The sequence below is a fragment of the Nocardioides convexus genome, assembly GCF_011090295.1.
In genome coordinates this window covers 1609872-1626467 of record NZ_JAAMYA010000001.1, presented here as the reverse complement: position 1 = coordinate 1626467, position 16596 = coordinate 1609872, and the positions used below count along the sequence as shown (strand labels likewise).

The window sequence follows — 16596 nt, the reverse complement described above, 5'->3', positions numbered from 1 at the left end:
TCGAGCGTCGGCGGGGCGACGCGGAGCCGTTCGGTCCGGTGGTTCGTCATGACTCGTCTCTCGGGTGGGGAGTCAGTCCTCCCCCCCCCAGAGGGGGACTGCCTTCACCGAGTACATGTAGGCGCCCGGCCCCGGTGTTACGTCGTGGCGCGAGTTTCTTTCACTCGACACCGACCTCGGCTCGGCCCAGGTCCCGGCGCAGCCGCTTGAGGGCGCGGTGGTGCGCCACCCGGACGGCGACCGCGCTGATCTCGAGCGCCTCCGCGGTCGTCGGCACGTCCATGTCCAGCACCTCGCGGCACACCACGACGTCGCGCTCCCGCTCCGGCAGGGTGGCGAGCAGGCGCCGTGCCCAGTCGCCGCCACTGGTGCCGGCCTCGGGGCCGGGGTCGCCGCGGCCGGTGTCACCGTCGAGAGGGATCCGCTCGCGTCGTACCGCTCGGCGCTGGGCGTTGAGGGAGAGCTTGCGGGCGATGCCGAACAGCCAGCCCGCGAAGTCCTCGGAGCCTGCCGGTGAAGCCGGCGATCTTCTCCGCCGCGACCAGCCAGGCGCTCGACGCGATGTCCTCGGGGCTCTCCTCGCCGGAGGGCCGGCCGCGCAGCCAGACGACAAGCCGAGAGGCGTGGGCTCGGTAGAGCTCACGCCACGCATCGGGGTCGCCCCGCTTGGCTGCGGCGACGACGTCGTCGTCCGTCGTCACCGCGCCTGGTCCACCAGCGCTTCCTGCGGCCGGGGGAGCGGTGGGTGGCACCGCTGTCGCTGTCGGGGTGGGGAACGGAGCCGAGGGAGGGCGTCGGAAGGTCCGGAACGCGATCGAGTCCCGGCGGTGAGGGAACCGCCGGGACACCGGGAATCGTGGGAAGTGAGGGGAGCGGCGACTCCACCTTGCCGGGTGGGTCGCCCGTGGGTGGCGCCGGTTCTGGGCCCCTCGGAGGGCCGGCCCGACGGGGGATCGGTCGCGGTGGGCGCGCTCGAGGGCGCCGGCACGCCCGACTGGCCACCCGCGGGAGCCGTGGGAGCCCGGCTCCCGGCGGGTGGCGTCGGCGTCTCGGAGGATGGGGCCCCCTCGTCGCCGGGTGTCGGGTCGGTCGGCTGCTGCGTCACACGATCCTCGGGACCGAACGGAGACTCCGTCCCGGGCAGGGCACCCGCTGCCCACGAGGTCGCACCGACGGCGATCGCACCCCCAGCACCATCGCAAGCCGCGCACCAGCCGACCGACCCGGTCGCGCGGCGGGCGTCGTCGAGCCGGACTCAACTGCGTCAGTCTGCGCGAGCAGTACCGGATCCGGATCGACGGGGCGCACCTCGGCGCGCAGCGTCTCGATCCAGTCCGGGCGGGTCATGGTTCACTCTCTCCAGATGTCCGAGGCGACCGGGCCCGGTCGCGACGGGAGGGTGTCCCCTCGTGCAGTACCTGTCACGAGGTCGGCGGCGCGTTACATCTTCGCCGGAAAGTTTTCCGGCGCACCCGATCGGCGGGATCGGAGCCGATCAGCCGGCGGTGTTGACCATGAAGGTCGCGGCATGGGTGACGTACTCCCAGAACCGCGCGTCCTGCTCGGGGGTCAGGCTCGACGCTGTCGAGGCCGGCCCGGAAGTGGGTGAGCCAACGGTCCCGGGCCTCGGTGTCCACGGCGAAGGGCGCGTGCCGCATCCGCAGCCGCGGGTGCCCGCGCTGTGCGGAGTACGTCGTGGGGCCGCCCCAGTACTGCACCAGGAAGTGCAGGAAGCGCTCCTCGGCCGGGCCGAGGTCCGCCTCGGGGTACATCGGCCGCAGCACCTCGTCGCCCGCGACGCCCTCGTAGAAGCGCGCCACGATGCGCCGGAAGGTCTCGAACCCGCCGATCTCCTCGTAGAAGGTGGTCTCCTCGCTCACCCGGCCATCATCCCTCGGTGTCCGTGGCGCCCGACGGCGCCCCGGGCGGAGCGGTCTCCTCGTGGCGGCGGTCCTCGCGGTGCCACACCACCCGCTGGGCGAACGGGATCTCGATGCCCTCGTGGTCGAAGCGGGCCTTGATCCGCTGGCGCAGGGCGCGCGCGACGGCCCACTGCTCCAGCGGCGCGGTCTTGACCAGCACCCGGATGGTGATCGCGTCGGGCGTCAGCATCTCCACGCCGGTGACCTCCGGCTCCTCGATGATGACGTGCTTGAAGTCCTCGTCGTCCCACAGGTCGTGGGCGACGTCGCGCAGCACCCGCTGCACGCGGGCCAGGTCCTCGCCGTAGCCGACGCCGACGTCGACGACGGCCCGCGACCAGTTCTGGCTCTTGTTGCCGACCCGCTGGACGGCGCCGTTGGGGACGTACCAGACCGTGCCGTCGAGGTCGCGCAGCCGCGTCATCCGCAGCGTGACGGCCTCGACGGTTCCGTTGGCCTCGCCGACGTCGACGACGTCGCCGACGCCGTACTGGTCCTCGATGAACACGAAGATGCCCGCCAGGAAGTCCTTGACCAGGGACTGGGCGCCGAAGCCCAGCGCGATGCCGATGATGCCGGCGCTGGCGATGATCGGGGCGATGTCGACGCCCATCTCGCTGAGCACCATCGTGCCGGCGATCGCGACGATGACGAAGGTGACGATGCTCTTGAGCAGCCCGGCCATCGTGGCGGCGCGCTGCTTGCGGCGGGCGGCCACGGCCGACTCGACCCGCTCGGGCATCACGCCGCGCTCGGCGCGGGCGGCGACCCGGTCGATCAGCCGGTGCAGCAGCCAGCGGGCGACGAGGCCGAGCAGGATCAACCCGATGATCGCCAGCGGCTTGCCGATAAGCACGTCGGACCACTGCGCGAGGCGGCGGTTCCCCGTGACGTCCCAGGTCAGGTCGCACACCTGCTCGCCGTCGGCGCAGGGGCTCGTGGTGGCCGTTGCCGTCAGGAGTTGCGCAAGCATCCCGCCAGTGTCCCAAAGTGCCGGTGAGACGTTCACCGCCCACCACCTGCCCCCGCGGGCGCGGGAGCCGATATCCTCTGTCCGTGACCACTGCTGTACGACGTGTCCTCGCCCTGTGCACCCTCCTCGGCGCAGGCGCGGTCCTGCTCGTGGCCGGCGCCGGCTCGGCCTCCGCCGACACCCCCGTGCCGCGGCCGGGCAGCTGGGAGCCCAAGCCGGACATCGACGTGCTGCACGCCTTCCTCGTGCTCGGCGGCATCCCGCTGCTGGCCTTCGTCGTCATCACCCTGCTCTACGTCGCCCCGGCGCTGGCTCGCGGCGAGAACCTCAGCGTGAACGCGCTCGAGCCGGAGAGCCAGTGGCTCGGCGGCCCGCGCAAGGCGGCCGGCGAGCCTGGCCGCGCCGGACTCCGAGGACTCCAAGGCCGGCGGCGCCGGCGGCGGCTGGTAGCCCGCGATGAGCAGCACGGGCCTGAGCGCCACCGAGCGGGCGAGCCTCGACGTCACGATCCGCACCGCCGAGCAGACTTGTGCCGTGCGGAGATCTCGGTGTTCGTGGGGCCCGTGACGGGCGAGCCGCGCGACTTCGCGACCAGCCTTGCACAACACCTTGGTGCTGCCCGCGCGCAGCATCCTGATCATGGTCGACCCCGCCCGGCGGGTCGTCGAGATCGTCACCGGTGGTCACACCCGCCAGCCTGCTCACCGACGACGAGTCGGCACAGGCCGTCGCGGCGATGACCGAGCGCTTCGCCGCCGGCGACCTGGCCGGTGGCCTGAACCGCGGCATCGAGCTCCTGGGCGAGACTCGCCAAGGACTGACCGGCGACACGACGCCTGCACGCACGACGGCCCGGCACCCCGAGGGGTGCCGGGCCGTGCTGCGTCCGGGGCGCCTGAGCGTCAGCGCTGCGCGTCGCGCGCCTGCGCGGCCAGCGCCCGGGCGACGTCGGCGCGGCCCTCGCGCACGTAGCGCACCGCGCCCGGGTTGACCGTCTCGGCGTTCTCGGCGAGCCAGGCGTCCACCGTGTCCAGGGTCGCCTGCGTCGCCACCCGGCGCGGGAAGATGAACTCCAGCGCCACCGAGGCCTTGTGCGCGCCCAGCCGCTCCCAGGAGCCGGCGACCTCGGCGAGGTAGCGCTCGACGTACGGCGCCAGGACCTCCTCCTGGCCGGCCTGCCAGAACGCGTGGACCACGCTGCGCTGGGTCTCGTTGGGCACCGACGGGTCGAGCAGGGCCTGGGTCCAGGCGCGCTCCTTGGCCTGCGGCGTGCCGATCGCGGCGCGGGCGGCCGCGGACATCTCCTGGCCGGAGATGGTGTTGTCGCCGGCCAGGCTCGGCGTCGATCCGGGCGTCGTCGGCCTTGCCGAGTCGGGCCAGCGCGCTGAGCAACGCCCAGCGCAGGTCCTGGTCGACGGCGAGGCCCTCGAAGACCAGGCTGCCGTCGAGCAGCCCCTCCAGGTCCGCCACGGCGGCCTCGCTGCGCGCCGCGGCGGCGTAGGACCGGGCGAAGGTGAGTCTGGTGGTCGGTGCCCGGCTCGGCGTCGGCCAGCAGCCCCCGCAGGCCCTGCTCCCAGCGGGTGGCGAGGCTCGTCGCGGGTGGTGGGGTCGCTGTAGAGGGCGACCGCCTGCGCGGCGTAGACCGGGATCCGGCTGACGCCCCACGCGTCGGACTCGCTGCCGATGTTGCCGAGCACCAGGTCGACGTACTCGGTGGCGGACAGGCTCGGCGTCGCGGGTCATGTCCCAGGCCGCGCTCCACACCAGGGCCCGGGCCAGGGAGTCGTCGAGGTCGGAGAGCCGGGCGCTCGCGGTGGCGCGAGAGTGCTCGTCGAGGCGGATCTTGGCGAAGGCCAGGTCCTGGTCGTTGAGCAGGAGCAGGCTCGGGCTGCGCCTTGCCGACCAGGCTCGGGCAGGCTCGGTGCGCGCGCCCTCGACGTCGACCTCGACGGAGTCGGTGCGGACCAGGCGGCCCTCGACGGTGTTGTAGAAACCGATGCCCACCCGGTGGCGTCGCAGCGTCGGGTGCTCCTCGGGCGCCGCCTGCTCGATCGCGAACGAGGCGTAGGTGCCCTCCGCGGTCAGGCTCGAAGGCGGGGGAGAGGGTGTTCGTGCCGGCGGTCTGCAGCCACTCCTGTGCCCAGCCGCTCAGGCTCGCGCCCGGACGCCTTCTCCAGCGCGGTCAGCAGGTCGGTGAACTCGGTGTTGGCGAACTCGTGGTCGTGGAAGTACTGCTTGAGACCGGCCAGGAAGGGCTCCAGGCCCACCCAGGCGACCAGGCTGCTTGAGCACCGCCGCACCCTTGGCGTAGGTGATCATGTCGAAGTTGACCTCGACCGCGTGCAGGTCGAAGTTGTCGGCCGCGATGGGGTGCGTCGAGGGCAGCGAGTCGGCGCGGTAGCCGGTCTGCTTGCGGGCATTGGTGAATCCCGTCCACGCATCGTCGTACGACGTCGCGAGGGCCTCGGCGTGGTAGCAGGCCCACTCGGCGAACGACTCGTTGAGCCACAGGTCGTCCCACCACTTCATGGTCACCAGGTCGCCGAACCACATGTGCGCCATCTCGTGCAGGATCACCGAGGCGCGGAACTCGTAGAACGAGCGCGGCTGGCGCGAGCGGGGGAGGTACTCGTCGCGCAGGGTCACCGCGCCGGCGTTCTCCATCGCGCCCATGTTGTACTCCGGCACGTAGAGCTTGGTCGTACTTGCCGAACGGGTAGGGGTAGCCGAAGGCCTCCTCGAAGAAGGCGAAGCCCTGCTTGGTGAGGGTGACGATCTCCTCGCGGTCGCGCTCGAGGTAGTCCTTGAGGGACTGGCGGGAGTAGTGGCCGAGCGGGATGGTGCCGTGCGCGCCCTCGTAGACGTCCTGGACCTCGTAGTAGTCGCCCGCCACGATCGCGGTGATGTACGTCGACATCGGCTTGGTCGCCGGGAAGCTCCAGACCGCCACGCCCTCGCCGGCCGGGGTCGGCTCCGGAGTCGGGGCGTTCGAGACGACCTTCCAGTGCGCCGGCGCGGTCACGGTGAAGGTGAACGGCGCCTTGAGGTCGGGCTGCTCGAAGGTGGTGAAGACCCGGCGCGCGTCGGGGACCTCGAACTGGGAGTAGAGGTAGACCCGGTCGTCGGCCGGGTCGACGAAGTGGTGCAGGCCCTCACCGGTGTGGGAGTAGGTGCAGTCCGCGCGGACGACCAGGACGTTGTCGGCCTGCAGGTCCGGGAGCGCGATCCGGCTGTCGGCGTACGCCGTGGCGGGGTCGAGCGCCACGCCGTTGAGCGTGATCTCGTGCACCGTCGCGCCGACCAGGTCGGCGAACGTGCTGCTGCCGGGCTGGCGGCAGGTGAAGGTCAGGGTGGTGGTCGATCCGAATGTCTCGACACCGGCGCGGGTCGCGTCGCTGAGGTCGAGGTCGACGGCGTACGAGGTCACGTCGACGAGGGCGGCGCGGGTGGCCGCCTCGTCGCGGGTGAGGTTGGTGCCAGGCATGCCGTCCATCCTTGCACCAGGCCTGCATTGTCAGACAACTCGGGATCGACGGCGCGAATGACAACGGTGTAACTTCCAAAAGTCAACGCGACACGCCAGTGATTCGTGAGTTTTTCGGGGTTTTGTTGCGTCGTGGGGTCGATGTGGCCGATGGTGTTCGACATGCGCAACCGGGCTGTGGTGATGCGCTGGGGGACGTCCGTCGTCGCCAGCGCCCTGTTCGCGACCCTCTTGGTCCTCGTGGGGATCGCGGGACGGGTCGACGCTCCTGTCAACCGATCGGCAGGGGTGACCGATCTCTGCAGTGGTTGGAGCGGGTGCAACAGCGCGGGCTACTCCGACGCCGGCTACGGCGCCGTGAGCGGCCGGATGTACTGGAACATGTACGCCGGGCACAACTGCACCAACTACGTGGCCTACCGGATGATCAAGGCCGGCATGTCCACCACCCGGCCCTGGGTCGGCGGCGGCAACGCCAGCGAGTGGGGCTTGCAGATGAAGTCGATCACCGACCAGGTGCCGAGCGTCGGCTCCGTCGCCTGGTGGGGCCGCTACAGCAACGGCAGCGGCTCGGCCGGCCACGTCGGCTACGTCGAGCGGGTCGTGTCGCCCAACGAGATCATCATCTCGATGGACAGGCTGGGGCGGCACCTTCCACTGGCGCCGGATCACCAAGGACAGCGGTCGCTGGCCGACCGGGTTCATCCACTTCACCGACAAGAAGTCGACCACCACCGTCGCGCCCGCCGTCACCGGCACCGCGCAGGTCGGCACCGTCCTGCAGGCCGACCCCGGCACCTGGAGCCCCACCGCCGCGCGCAGCGTGCAGTGGCTCGCCAACGGAGTCGCGGTGCCCGGCGCGACCGGGCTGCGCCTTGCCGTGACCCCCGCGCTGCTCGGCAAGACGATCGCGGCGCGGGTCACCGGCAACCGCGCCGGCTACAAGCCGGTCACCGTGACCTCCAAGGCCACCAAGGCGGTCGCCCCCGGCGTGATCACGCCGAGCGAGCCGCCGGTCCTCTCCGGCGAGCCCTTCGTCGACGGCACCCTCACCGCGACCGCCGGCCGCTGGAGCGTCGCCGGTACCGCGATCGAGTGGCGCTGGTACGCCGACGACGTCCGGATCCGCGCCAACGGCGGGCCGAGCCTGGCCCTGACCCCGGCGTACGACGGCAAGACGATCAAGGTCGTCGCCGTGGCCCGCAAGGCCGGCTACAACGACGCGACCGCCCCCGCCACGGGGAAGGCCGGCCCGGTCCTCGCCGGCAAGATCACGGTCAGCAAGCCGATCACGGTCACCGGCACCCGCCGGGTGGGCTACCAGGTCCTCGCCGTGCCGGGCACCTACGACCCCGCGAGCGTCGCCGTGTCGTACCAGTGGCTGCGCAACGGGGTGCCGATCCCCGGCGCCACCGGGATCCGCTACGTCCAGACTGCCGCCGACGTGGGCCGGGTGCTGACCGTGCGCGCCTCGCTCAGCAAGGCCCGCTACATCCCGGCCAGCCAGGTCGCCGGTGCCGCCCTGCGGACCCAGGCGGTCCCGACCGTTGCCGTCACCCCGATCGGCCTCAAGGGCTCGGCGCTGGTCTCCCTCCGGGTCACCGCGCCGGGCGCCAACCCGGTCGTCGGCTGGGTCGACGTCACCGTCGGCCGGCACACGAGGACCGTCCAGACTCGTCAACGGCAACGCCCGGGTGACGATCGAGGACCTCGCCGCCGGCAGCCGCGACGTGCGGGTCTACTTCCGCGGCAGCACCGTGGCGCTGGCCAAGCGCTGGACCGGCTCGGTCGTCGTCAAGTGACTTCGTGGGTGGTGGCGGGAACAACCCGCCGCCGCCCGGGAGTTGTCCGGTCATGACCAAGAACCGCGCGGACCTCTGGTTCGACCCGCTCTGCCCCTTCGCCTGGATCACGTCCCGCTGGATCCTCGAGGTCGAGGAGGTGCGCGACATCGAGGTGCACTGGCACGTGATGAGCCTGGCCTACCTCAACAAGGACCGGGACATCCCCGAGGCCTACCGCGAGATGCTGGCGCCCGCGTGGGGTCCGGTCCGGGTGCTGCTCGCCGCCCAGGAGAAGTACGGCGAGAAGGTGCTCCGCCCGATGTACGACGCCTTCGGCCAGCGGATCCACCTCGAGGGCCGCAAGGCTGCACGAGCAGCCCGACGGTGGCCTCGCGCTGATCGCCGAGGTGCTGGAGGAGACCGGCCTGGACGCCTCCCTCATCGAGGCGGCCACTGACACGTCGTACGACGAGGCGGTGGCGCGCTCGCACCACGAGGGCATGGACGCCGTCGGCGACGACGTCGGCACGCCCACCATCCACGTCAACGGCTCGGCCTTCTTCGGCCCGGTGCTCTCGAAGATCCCGCGCGGCGAGGACGCCGGCCGACTGTGGGACGGCACCGTCGCGGTCGCGGCCTTCCCGTACTTCTACGAGCTCAAGCGCACCCGCACCGGAGACCTCGACTTCTCCTGAGTCGACGGGCCGAGCCGGCCACGCGGTCGAGTCGCGCAGGGCCTGAGTGGACGTGGCGGCAAGCCGGGCGGCGCGCGGGAAGTCCCGTCCGCCGCCGCTCCGGTCGCGCGTCCCTGGCTCCCTGCGCTCCGGCGGCCGCGGTTCCTGCGCTGGCCGCCGGAGCGGCGCTGGTGCCTCCCGGTTCGCCATGGGCCCGCGGTCAATAGGATCCTCCCCATGACGCATGTCCTCTCCGCCGTCGCCTGGCCCTACGCCAACGGCCCGCGCCACATCGGCCACGTGGCCGGCTTCGGCGTGCCCTCCGACGTGTTCAGCCGGTACCAGCGGATGGCGGGCAACGACGTCCTCATGGTCTCCGGCTCCGACGAGCACGGCACCCCGATCCTGATCGCCGCCGACGAGGCCGGGCTCACGCCGCAGGAGCTCGCCGACAGGAACCACCGGCTGATCGCGGAGGACCTGGTCGGGCTGGGCATCGCCTACGACCTCTACACCCGCACCACGACCCGCAACCACCACGCGGTCGTGCAGGAGCCTCTTCCTCGGGGTCTACGAGAACGGCTACTTCGTCGAGCAGACGACCTACGGCGCGATCTCCCCGTCCACGGGACGCACGCTGCCCGACCGCTACATCGAGGGCACCTGCCCGATCTGCGGCTACGACGGCGCGCGCGGCGACCAGTGCGACAACTGCGGCAACCAGACTCGACCCGCACGACCTGATCGACCCGCGCTCGAAGATCAACGGCGAGACGCCCGAGTTCATCGAGACCCAGCACTTCTTCCTCGACCTGCCGGCCCTCGCCGACGCGCTGCAGGAGTGGCTGGACGGCCGCGAGGCGACCGGGTTGTGGCGGCCGAACGTGATCCGCTTCTCCAAGAACATCCTGGAGGAGATCCGGCCGCGGGCGATGACCCGCGACATCGACTGGGGCATCGCCGTACCGCTCGAGGGGTGGCGGGAGAACCCCACGAAGAAGGCTCTACGTCTGGTTCGACGCGGTCATCGGCTACCTCTCGGCCTCGATCGAGTGGGCCCGCCGCTCCGGGAACCCGGACGCCTGGCGCGACTGGTGGAACGACCCGGGGGCGCTGTCCTACTACTTCATGGGCAAGGACAACATCACCTTCCACTCCCAGATCTGGCCGGCCGAGTCTGCTGGCCTACGCCGGGAAGGGCGACAAGGGCGGCTCCCCGCGGGAGTACGGCGAGCCTGAACCTGCCCACCGAGGTGGTCTCCAGCGAGTTCCTCACGATGGAGGGCAAGAAGTTCTCCTCCTCGAAGAAGATCGTCATCTACGTCCGCGACCTGCTGGCCCGCTACCAGCCGGACGCCTTCCGCTACTTCGTCGCCGCCGCGGGTCCGGAGAACCAGGACTCCGACTTCACGTGGGCGGAGTTCGTGCGCCGTACCAACGACGAGCCTGGTGGCCGGGTGGGGCAACCTGGTCAACCGCACCGCCAACCTGATCGCGAAGAACTTCGGCGAGATCCCGGCGGCGGCGGCGCTGACCGCCGAGGACCAGGCCGTGCTCGACGCGACCGAGGCCGCGTTCGGCGTGGTCGGCGACCTGATCGGCCGGCACCGCCAGAAGCAGGCGATCGGTGAGGCGATGCGCGCCGTGGCCGAGGTCAACAAGTACGTCTCCGACACCGAGCCGTGGAAGATCAAGGACGATCCCGAGCGTCTCGGCACGGTCCTGCACGTGATGGCGCAGTGCGTCGCGGACCTCAACCTGGTGCTCAGCCCGTTCCTGCCGTTCTCCGCCAACGAGGTCGACAGGGCCTTCGGCGGCGCCGGCGCGATCTCCCCGATGCCGCGCATCGAGGAGGTCGCCGACCTCGACGACCCGTCGCGGTCCTACCCCGTCATCACCGGCGACTACGCCGGCTTCCCGTCCTGGCAGCGGCACCCCGTCGCGGTCGGCACGCCGGTCGCCAAGCCGACCCCGGTCTTCACCAAGGCTCGACACGGCGATCGTGGAGGAGGAGCCTGGCGAGGCTGGAGGGGTGAGGCTCGCCGCTCGACCTCGCGACGCGCAAGGCTCTGGCGCGGCGTCGGCCGCGCGGTCGACCTCACCGGCGAGCACTCCTGGCTGCGGGCGCCGACCAGTGCCGGCCCGGTCGTGCGCGACGGCTGGCTGGCGGCGGAGGCTGCCCTCCACGACGGCTACGTCGAGGAGGCCACCGCCGGCGCCGGGCTGCTCGCCTCCATGGCCGAGCTCGACGGGCCCGGCTTCCGCGCGGCGGACCTCCGCCCGGAGGTCCGAGCGTTCTACGAGCACACCGCCGACTGGCACGTCGAGGTGTGGAGCCCGTGGGCACCCTGGGCCTGGCCCGGCGGGGAGCCTGGTCTCCCGGCTCTTCGGCAAGCGGGTCGAGCAGGCTGGCCCTGCCGATGCGCCCCCTCGACGTGGCGCGCGGGATGGACTCGCGGGTCTCGGTGATCCGCGACGCCGGCGGACGCCAGGTCGGCGCGGGCTGGCTGCGCACGCTGCGCGCGACGGGGGAGTTCGTCTTCTCCGGCTGCTACGGCCACCGCACCCTGCCCGGCGCGGACCGGCCCTCGGTGCACGTCGCCTTCCCGCTGGAGTCGGGCAACGTCCAGGTGTTCCTGCGCCCGCAGGTGCTCGCCGACGGATCGCTGCTCCTGGAGTCCCCGGCCGGACGGTTCGGCGCGGACGGCGCCTATGTCGTGGTCGAGGACGGCGGCGCGACGTACGCCTCCCGGGCGCCGGTGCACGAGACCTTCCACGTCCACCTCGACGACCGCGACGTGCTGCGCACCGACCACGTGCTGCGGCTGGGGCGGGCGACGGCGATGCGACTGCACTACAAGCTTGCTGCCGCCGGCGTAGGCTCGCGGCCATGAGCACGGCCTTCCTGCTCACCTCCCTGGTGATCGTCGCGACGCCGGGCACCGGCGCGCTCTACGCCATCGCCGCGGGCCTGACCCGCGGCGCCCGCGCCGCGGTCCTCGCCGCCCTCGCCGGGACGCTCGGCACGGTCCCGCACATGGTCGCCGCGATCACCGGCCTGGCCGCGCTGCTGCACGCGAGCGGGGTGGCCTTCGCGGTGCTGAAGTACGCCGGCGTCGCGTACCTGCTCCTCATGGCCTGGTCGACCTGGCGCGACCGCGGTGTGCTCACCGTGGACGAGGCGACGGCCCCGGCCTCGACCCGGGCGGTGCTCGTCTCGGGGATCACCCTGAACCTGCTCAACCCGAAGTCGACGATCTTCTTCTTCGCCTTCCTGCCGCAGTTCGTGCCGGCCGGGGCCGGTGCGGTCCCGGCGATGCTGGGGCTGAGCGCGGTCTTCATGGCGATGACCTTCGCCGTCTTCGCGGCCTACGGCGCCTGTGCCGCCGCGTTGCGCGACCGGGTGCTGTCGCGGCCGAGGGTCGTGGACCGGCTGCGCAAGGCGTTCGCCGCGAGCTTCGCGCTGCTGGCCGGACGGCTGGCGCTGGAGTCGCGCTGAAATCCGGTTGAGCGCCGTCGGGAGCGCTGCGAGCATCGGCGCCATGGCGGACAGGCTCGACGTGTGGTTCACCGACGACCCGGTGGCCTTCCTGGCACGCGCGGGTGAGGCGCTGGCGGCCGAGCCGGTCACCGGCACGGTGCTGACCACCAACGCCCGTCGGATCGCCGACCACGGCTACCCGCGCGGCCTGCCGGACCGGTGGTTCGCCCTGGTCACCGGCCCGGCCGGCGACATCCGGGGGATCGCGATGCGGACCATGCCCTTCGCGCCATGGGCGCCGTACCTGCTGGCGATGAGTGAGCAGGCCGCCGTCGCGCTCGCCGACGCCGCGCTGGCCCGGGGCGCGGAGATCGGTGGGGCCACGGGCCTGCGACCGGCGACCGACGTGTTCGCCGCGCGGGTGGCGGCGGCGTGTGGAGCCGAGGTCACCGTGCACCTGCACCACCGCCTCTTCGGCCTGCGGACCCTGCTCGAGCCGCGCACCGTGCCGGGCCGCCTGCGCGAGGTCCGCGCCGACGAGGAGGAGCCTGGCCCTGACCTGGATCCACCGGTTCTTCGCCGACGCCGACGAGCAGGCGGGTCGCGCGGCCGGGCACCTCGGCGAGGCCTCCGCGTTCGGCATCGACGACGTGCGGCGCAAGCGCGCCGAGGGTGTGCTGTGGGTGTGGGTCGACGCCGAGGACCGGCCGGTCCACCTCGTGGGGGCCAACCCGCCGTCGTACGGCGTGGTGCGGATCGGTCCCGTCTTCACCCCGCTCGCCGAGCGCGGCCGGGGCTGGGCCGGCGCTGCGGTCGCGGAGGTCTCGCGCCGGGTGCTGGCCCGCGGTGAGCGGCCGGTGCTCTTCACCGACCAGGCGAACCCGACCTCCAACCGGCTCTACCTGGCGCTCGGCTACGAGCCGGTGGCCGACACCGTGCAGGCTCGACATCACCTCCTAGCCTGCAGCCATGGCCCTGCACCCCCAGGCCCGCCGGGCGGTCGAGAACGCCGCCGGCGCGCTGCCCGTCACCGACCCCGCCTTCGACGTCGCCGCGGCCCGCGCCGCCGACCGGGAGGCCGCGGCCGCCCAGGAGAGGGTGCCGGTCGCGCAGGTGCGCGACGTCGACGCGGGCGGGGTGCCGGCGCGTCTCTACCTCCCCGAGGGCTACGACGCGGTGGTCGTCCACGCGCACGGCGGCGGCTTCGTGCTCAACGACGTGGAGGTCCACGACGCGGCGGTGCGGCGGTTCGCGACGATCGCCCGCGCGGCCGTGCTGAGCGTGGACTACCGGCGCCCGCCGGAGCACCCCTTCCCGGCCGCCCCCGACGACGTCGGTGCCGCGGTCGCCTGGCTGGGCACGCAGCCCGGGCTCGCGGACCTGCCGACGTTCGCCCACGGTGACAGCGCCGGCGGCAACCTCGCGCTGGTCACCGCGCTGCGTCACCCGGACCGGTTCACCGGCGTCGCGCTGGTCTACCCCTTCCTCGACCCGACGGCGGCCTTCGACTCCTACACCAGCGCCGCCGAGGGCTTCGACCCGAGCGAGGCGGCCTGGTACTGGCAGCAGTACGCCGCCACGCCCGCCGACCTCACCGACCCGGACCTCGCGCCGCTGCTCTCCGACCGGCTCGGCACCCTCCCACCGACACTGGTCACCACCGCCGAGCACGACCCGCTGCGCGACGAGGGCGAGCACTGGTGCTGCTGCTCGCCGAGGCGGGCGTCGAGGTGGTCGGCACCCGCTACCTCGGCCAGGTCCACGGCTACTGGCGCCACGCCTCGGTCTTCGACGCGGCCGAGCCGACCATGCGTCAGGTGGCGGGGTGGATCCGGATGCTCGTCGAGCGCGTCACGGGTGCAGCGCCGCGCCCTTGAGGACCTTGTCCACGGCGTTGCGCGGGCCGTGCAGCGCGATCCCGACCAGGTCCAGGTCGGCCGTGGCGACGGCCGCGACGGCGGCGCGGTTCGCCTCGTCGTACCCGGTCCGGAACATGTCGGCGGTGTAGACCGCCAGCGGGATCTCCCGCCGCACCGCCCGCTCCCGCGCGGCGGACAGCACCTGCGCGGACGCCTCGAAGACCAGCACGGGCATCCCCAGCAACGGCAGGTACGACGTGCCGTCGGCGTCGGCGTAGGGCGAGCCCACGAGCCGTGGGCTCGCCGCCGCGATCCCGCTGGTGAGGAAGGCGGTCACGTTCAGCCGCTGCCAGGTGAGCAGGTCGTCGCGGACGGCGACGGCGATCTTGGTGTCGAACGGAGGCGTGAGGATCTCGGTCACCGTCCTATCGTGGCCGCGGCGCCGGCGCCGGTCTTGTACGTTCCTGACATGGCGAGCGGACCGCGGATCCGGGCCTGGCGACCGGAGGTCCCCGGGCTCGCCGAGGTGCTGCACGGGCACTTCCCGCGCCACGCCTATCCCGCGCACACCCACGACACCTGGACCGTGCTGCTCGTCGACGAGGGCACCGTGCGCTACGACCTGGGCCGCCACGAGCGGGCCACGGCGCGCGCCCGGGTGACCGTCCTGCCGCCGCACGTGGCCCACGACGGGCGCAGCGTGGAGGCCGGCGGGTTCCGCAAGCGGGTGCTCTACCTCGACGCCGACCGGCTCGACGCGGAGCGGGTCGGGCGGTGGGTGGACGATCCGGACGTGAGCGACCCGGTGCTGTGGCGCGCGGTGGACCGGGTGCACCGGGTGCTCGCGCACCCGGGCGACGAGCTCGCCGCCGAGTCGGGCATCGCCCTGCTCGGCGAGCGGCTGGGCCGGCACGCGGCCCGGGTCGCGCCCGTCGCCGAGGCCCGGGCGGCCGGCCTGGCCCGGCGGATGCGGGAGTCTGCTCGACGCGCGGGTGGTCGAGGGGATCACCCTCGCGGAGGCGGCGCGCGTGCTGGGTGCGGACCCGGCGTACCTGGTCCGGGTGTTCGGGGCCGAGGTCGGCGTGCCCCCGCACCGCTACCTCGTCGGGCGCCGGATCGACGCCGCCCGCCGGGCCCTGCTGCGCGGGGAGCGGCCCGCTGACGTGGCCGCGGCCGTCGGCTTCCACGACCAGGCGCACCTGCACCGGCACTTCCGCCGGATGCTCGGGGTGACGCCGGGGAGTACGCCCGCTCGGCGTAGGCCTCGCCGGGTGCTAGCCCGGGTCGACGACCTCGAGGGTCCCGTCCGGGCGCTGCCACAGGCCCGCGACGTGCAGCCGGCGCAGCCCGCCGAGGTGGTCCCAGGCGTGGTAGATCAGCCGCAGCGACGTGCCGTCCACGAACGCGCTCGCGCCGCCGGGGCCGATGTTGCCGGTGGAGGCGGTGGAGAGCAGCGGGTTGCCGTGGTTCTGCCGCACGCAGGGCCCCTCCGGGCCGGCGCAGATGGCGTACCCGGTGGCGTAGCGCCCGTCCTCGTAGGAGTTGCCGGAGTAGAAGAGGTAGGTCACCCCGCGGAACTGCACCATGCTCGGGTTCTCGATGGTGATGCCCTCCCACCCCCGCACCAGGGTCAGCAGGCTCGACGGTCCGCGAGCCCTCCTGGAAGCCGGTGCCCTGCCGGTTGAGCCTGGCGGATGAAAAGGCCCGCGGGGCGCCCGCGGACGATCCCGGAGAACTTCCACAGCAGCCACGGGACGCCGGTGCTGTCGACGAAGACGTCCGGGTCGATGACGCCGAGTCCGGGCCCGGCCGTAGCAGAGCGGCTCGCCCACCGCCCGGAACGGGCCGGCGGGGGAGGAGGCCCGCGACAGGCCGATGCAGTTGTGCCGCTCGCCGCCGGTGGTGCCGGCCGGCGCGGCGTACGCCGCCGTCCAGCCGTCGCCGACCTTGTCGACCCCGGGCGCCCACAGGCTCTGCCCGCCGTTGCGGGCGCTCACCCACGACGCCGGCTGCAGCGGGTCGACCCGCGCGCCCCCGGCATCGGTCAGCGGGGTCCAGGTGCGCAGGTCGCGGGAGACGAGGGTGGGCAGGCGCAGGTGCGAGGTGTTCGTCGCGTAGGCGAACCACCGGTCGCCGTAGCGGAGGATGTCGGGATCGGCGAAGTAGCCGCGGTACGCCGTACCGGGTCGCCAGTCGGTGCTTCCCGGCGCCACCGCGATCGGGGTGGGCCGCTTCTGGGCGGGCAGGCTTCTGCGCGAGCCGCTCCGCGAGCCTGGGCGAGGTCCTGCATCTCCCCGGCCGCGACGTCGCTGGGCAGCACGGTCGGCACGGCGGTCGGCTCCGGGATCAGCGGCGCCTCCGTGCTGCCGGAGGCCGAGGGCGCGGCGGCAGGCGCGCTGTCGCCGTCGGTGCACGCCGA

General features: G+C 73.0%; 16 protein-coding genes and 6 pseudogenes. 13 read left to right on the top strand and 9 right to left on the bottom strand.

Features of this window, described 5'->3' with window-relative positions; translation table 11 throughout:
• Window positions 1-160: 160 nt before the first annotated feature.
• The 3 genes from G5V59_RS12105 to G5V59_RS12095 form a co-directional block, all read right to left on the bottom strand.
• Window positions 161-613, bottom strand: coding sequence for a sigma factor-like helix-turn-helix DNA-binding protein (locus G5V59_RS12105; protein ID WP_278256588.1), 453 nt, complete (start codon window positions 611-613; stop codon window positions 161-163).
• 808 nt (window positions 614-1421) lie between these two features.
• Window positions 1422-1880 (bottom strand): hypothetical protein, encoded by a 459-nt coding sequence (locus G5V59_RS12100; protein WP_341350925.1) that lies wholly within the window; start codon window positions 1878-1880, stop codon window positions 1422-1424.
• Between the two features lie 7 nt (window positions 1881-1887).
• The gene (locus G5V59_RS12095) at window positions 1888-2895 is read right to left on the bottom strand and encodes a mechanosensitive ion channel family protein (RefSeq protein ID WP_278256587.1); all 1008 of its coding nucleotides are present in this window, start codon (window positions 2893-2895) and stop codon (window positions 1888-1890) included.
• A gap of 83 nt (window positions 2896-2978) precedes the next feature.
• On the opposite strand from G5V59_RS12095, the gene G5V59_RS12090 reads away from it, so the two are divergent.
• Complete coding sequence (locus G5V59_RS12090) at window positions 2979-3635, top strand: hypothetical protein (RefSeq protein WP_278256586.1); 657 nt, start codon at window positions 2979-2981, stop codon at window positions 3633-3635.
• A 162-nt stretch (window positions 3636-3797) separates the two neighbouring features.
• On the opposite strand, the gene G5V59_RS12085 is transcribed toward G5V59_RS12090, so the two are convergent.
• The 4 genes and pseudogenes from G5V59_RS12085 to G5V59_RS12065 form a co-directional block, all read right to left on the bottom strand.
• Window positions 3798-4592 carry an ERAP1-like C-terminal domain-containing protein gene (locus tag G5V59_RS12085; protein ID WP_278256585.1) on the bottom strand — a complete coding sequence of 265 codons (795 nt, stop codon included), beginning with the start codon at window positions 4590-4592 and terminating at the stop codon, window positions 3798-3800.
• A 384-nt stretch (window positions 4593-4976) separates the two neighbouring features.
• Entirely contained in the window at window positions 4977-5162 is a 186-nt protein-coding gene (locus tag G5V59_RS12075) for a hypothetical protein (RefSeq protein ID WP_278256584.1), read from the bottom strand.
• A 76-nt stretch (window positions 5163-5238) separates the two neighbouring features.
• Window positions 5239-5559 (bottom strand): annotated as a pseudogene (locus tag G5V59_RS12070) (M1 family aminopeptidase); the annotation flags it as partial.
• Window positions 5560-5857: 298 nt separating this feature from the next.
• A pseudogene (locus G5V59_RS12065) lies at window positions 5858-6379 on the bottom strand (aminopeptidase N); the annotation flags it as partial.
• A gap of 308 nt (window positions 6380-6687) precedes the next feature.
• Here G5V59_RS12065 and G5V59_RS12060 point away from each other — a divergent pair.
• The 10 genes and pseudogenes from G5V59_RS12060 (at window position 6688) to G5V59_RS12020 (ending at window position 14195) form a co-directional block, all read left to right on the top strand.
• Entirely contained in the window at window positions 6688-7263 is a 576-nt protein-coding gene (locus G5V59_RS12060; RefSeq protein ID WP_278256583.1) for a hypothetical protein, read from the top strand.
• On the top strand, window positions 7230-8237 hold the full coding sequence (locus G5V59_RS12055; protein ID WP_278256582.1) for a hypothetical protein: 1008 nt from the start codon (window positions 7230-7232) through the stop codon (window positions 8235-8237). The genes G5V59_RS12060 and G5V59_RS12055 overlap by 34 nt, the downstream gene beginning before the upstream one ends.
• On the top strand, window positions 8234-8620 hold the full coding sequence (locus tag G5V59_RS36565; protein ID WP_341350924.1) for a DsbA family protein: 387 nt from the start codon (window positions 8234-8236) through the stop codon (window positions 8618-8620). Before G5V59_RS12055 ends, G5V59_RS36565 begins: the two co-directional genes overlap by 4 nt.
• A complete protein-coding gene (locus G5V59_RS36560; RefSeq protein WP_341350923.1) occupies window positions 8571-8858 on the top strand; it encodes a hypothetical protein in 288 nt (95 codons plus the stop codon). The genes G5V59_RS36565 and G5V59_RS36560 overlap by 50 nt, the downstream gene beginning before the upstream one ends.
• Window positions 8859-9074: 216 nt before the next feature.
• Window positions 9075-10823: pseudogene (gene metG, locus G5V59_RS12045) on the top strand (methionine--tRNA ligase); the annotation flags it as partial.
• Window positions 10824-11257: 434 nt separating this feature from the next.
• Window positions 11258-11731 (top strand): hypothetical protein, encoded by a 474-nt coding sequence (locus tag G5V59_RS12040; RefSeq protein ID WP_278256581.1) that lies wholly within the window; start codon window positions 11258-11260, stop codon window positions 11729-11731.
• Window positions 11728-12336, top strand: a complete 609-nt coding sequence (locus G5V59_RS12035; RefSeq protein ID WP_278256580.1) for a LysE family translocator — start codon at window positions 11728-11730, stop codon at window positions 12334-12336. The genes G5V59_RS12040 and G5V59_RS12035 overlap by 4 nt, the downstream gene beginning before the upstream one ends.
• Window positions 12337-12635: 299 nt before the next feature.
• Window positions 12636-13184, top strand: a pseudogene (locus G5V59_RS36555) (hypothetical protein); the annotation flags it as partial.
• A 103-nt stretch (window positions 13185-13287) separates the two neighbouring features.
• A pseudogene (locus G5V59_RS12025) lies at window positions 13288-13956 on the top strand (alpha/beta hydrolase fold domain-containing protein); the annotation flags it as partial.
• A gap of 62 nt (window positions 13957-14018) precedes the next feature.
• A complete protein-coding gene (locus G5V59_RS12020) occupies window positions 14019-14195 on the top strand; it encodes a hypothetical protein (protein ID WP_278260294.1) in 177 nt (58 codons plus the stop codon).
• On the opposite strand, the gene G5V59_RS12015 is transcribed toward G5V59_RS12020, so the two are convergent.
• Window positions 14170-14589 (bottom strand): DUF2000 domain-containing protein, encoded by a 420-nt coding sequence (locus G5V59_RS12015; protein ID WP_278259817.1) that lies wholly within the window; start codon window positions 14587-14589, stop codon window positions 14170-14172. The genes G5V59_RS12020 and G5V59_RS12015 overlap by 26 nt on opposite strands.
• Window positions 14590-14646: 57 nt before the next feature.
• Between G5V59_RS12015 and G5V59_RS12010 the strand changes: the two genes are divergently transcribed.
• Both G5V59_RS12010 and G5V59_RS12005 read left to right on the top strand, forming a co-directional pair.
• Window positions 14647-15339, top strand: coding sequence for an AraC family ligand binding domain-containing protein (locus G5V59_RS12010; protein ID WP_278259816.1), 693 nt, complete (start codon window positions 14647-14649; stop codon window positions 15337-15339).
• Entirely contained in the window at window positions 15239-15862 is a 624-nt protein-coding gene (locus G5V59_RS12005) for a helix-turn-helix transcriptional regulator (RefSeq protein ID WP_341351196.1), read from the top strand. The genes G5V59_RS12010 and G5V59_RS12005 overlap by 101 nt, the downstream gene beginning before the upstream one ends.
• 153 nt (window positions 15863-16015) lie before the next feature.
• Here the strand turns inward: G5V59_RS12005 and G5V59_RS12000 are convergent.
• Window positions 16016-16390 (bottom strand): annotated as a pseudogene (locus G5V59_RS12000) (family 43 glycosylhydrolase); the annotation flags it as partial.
• Window positions 16391-16596: the final 206 nt, after the last annotated feature.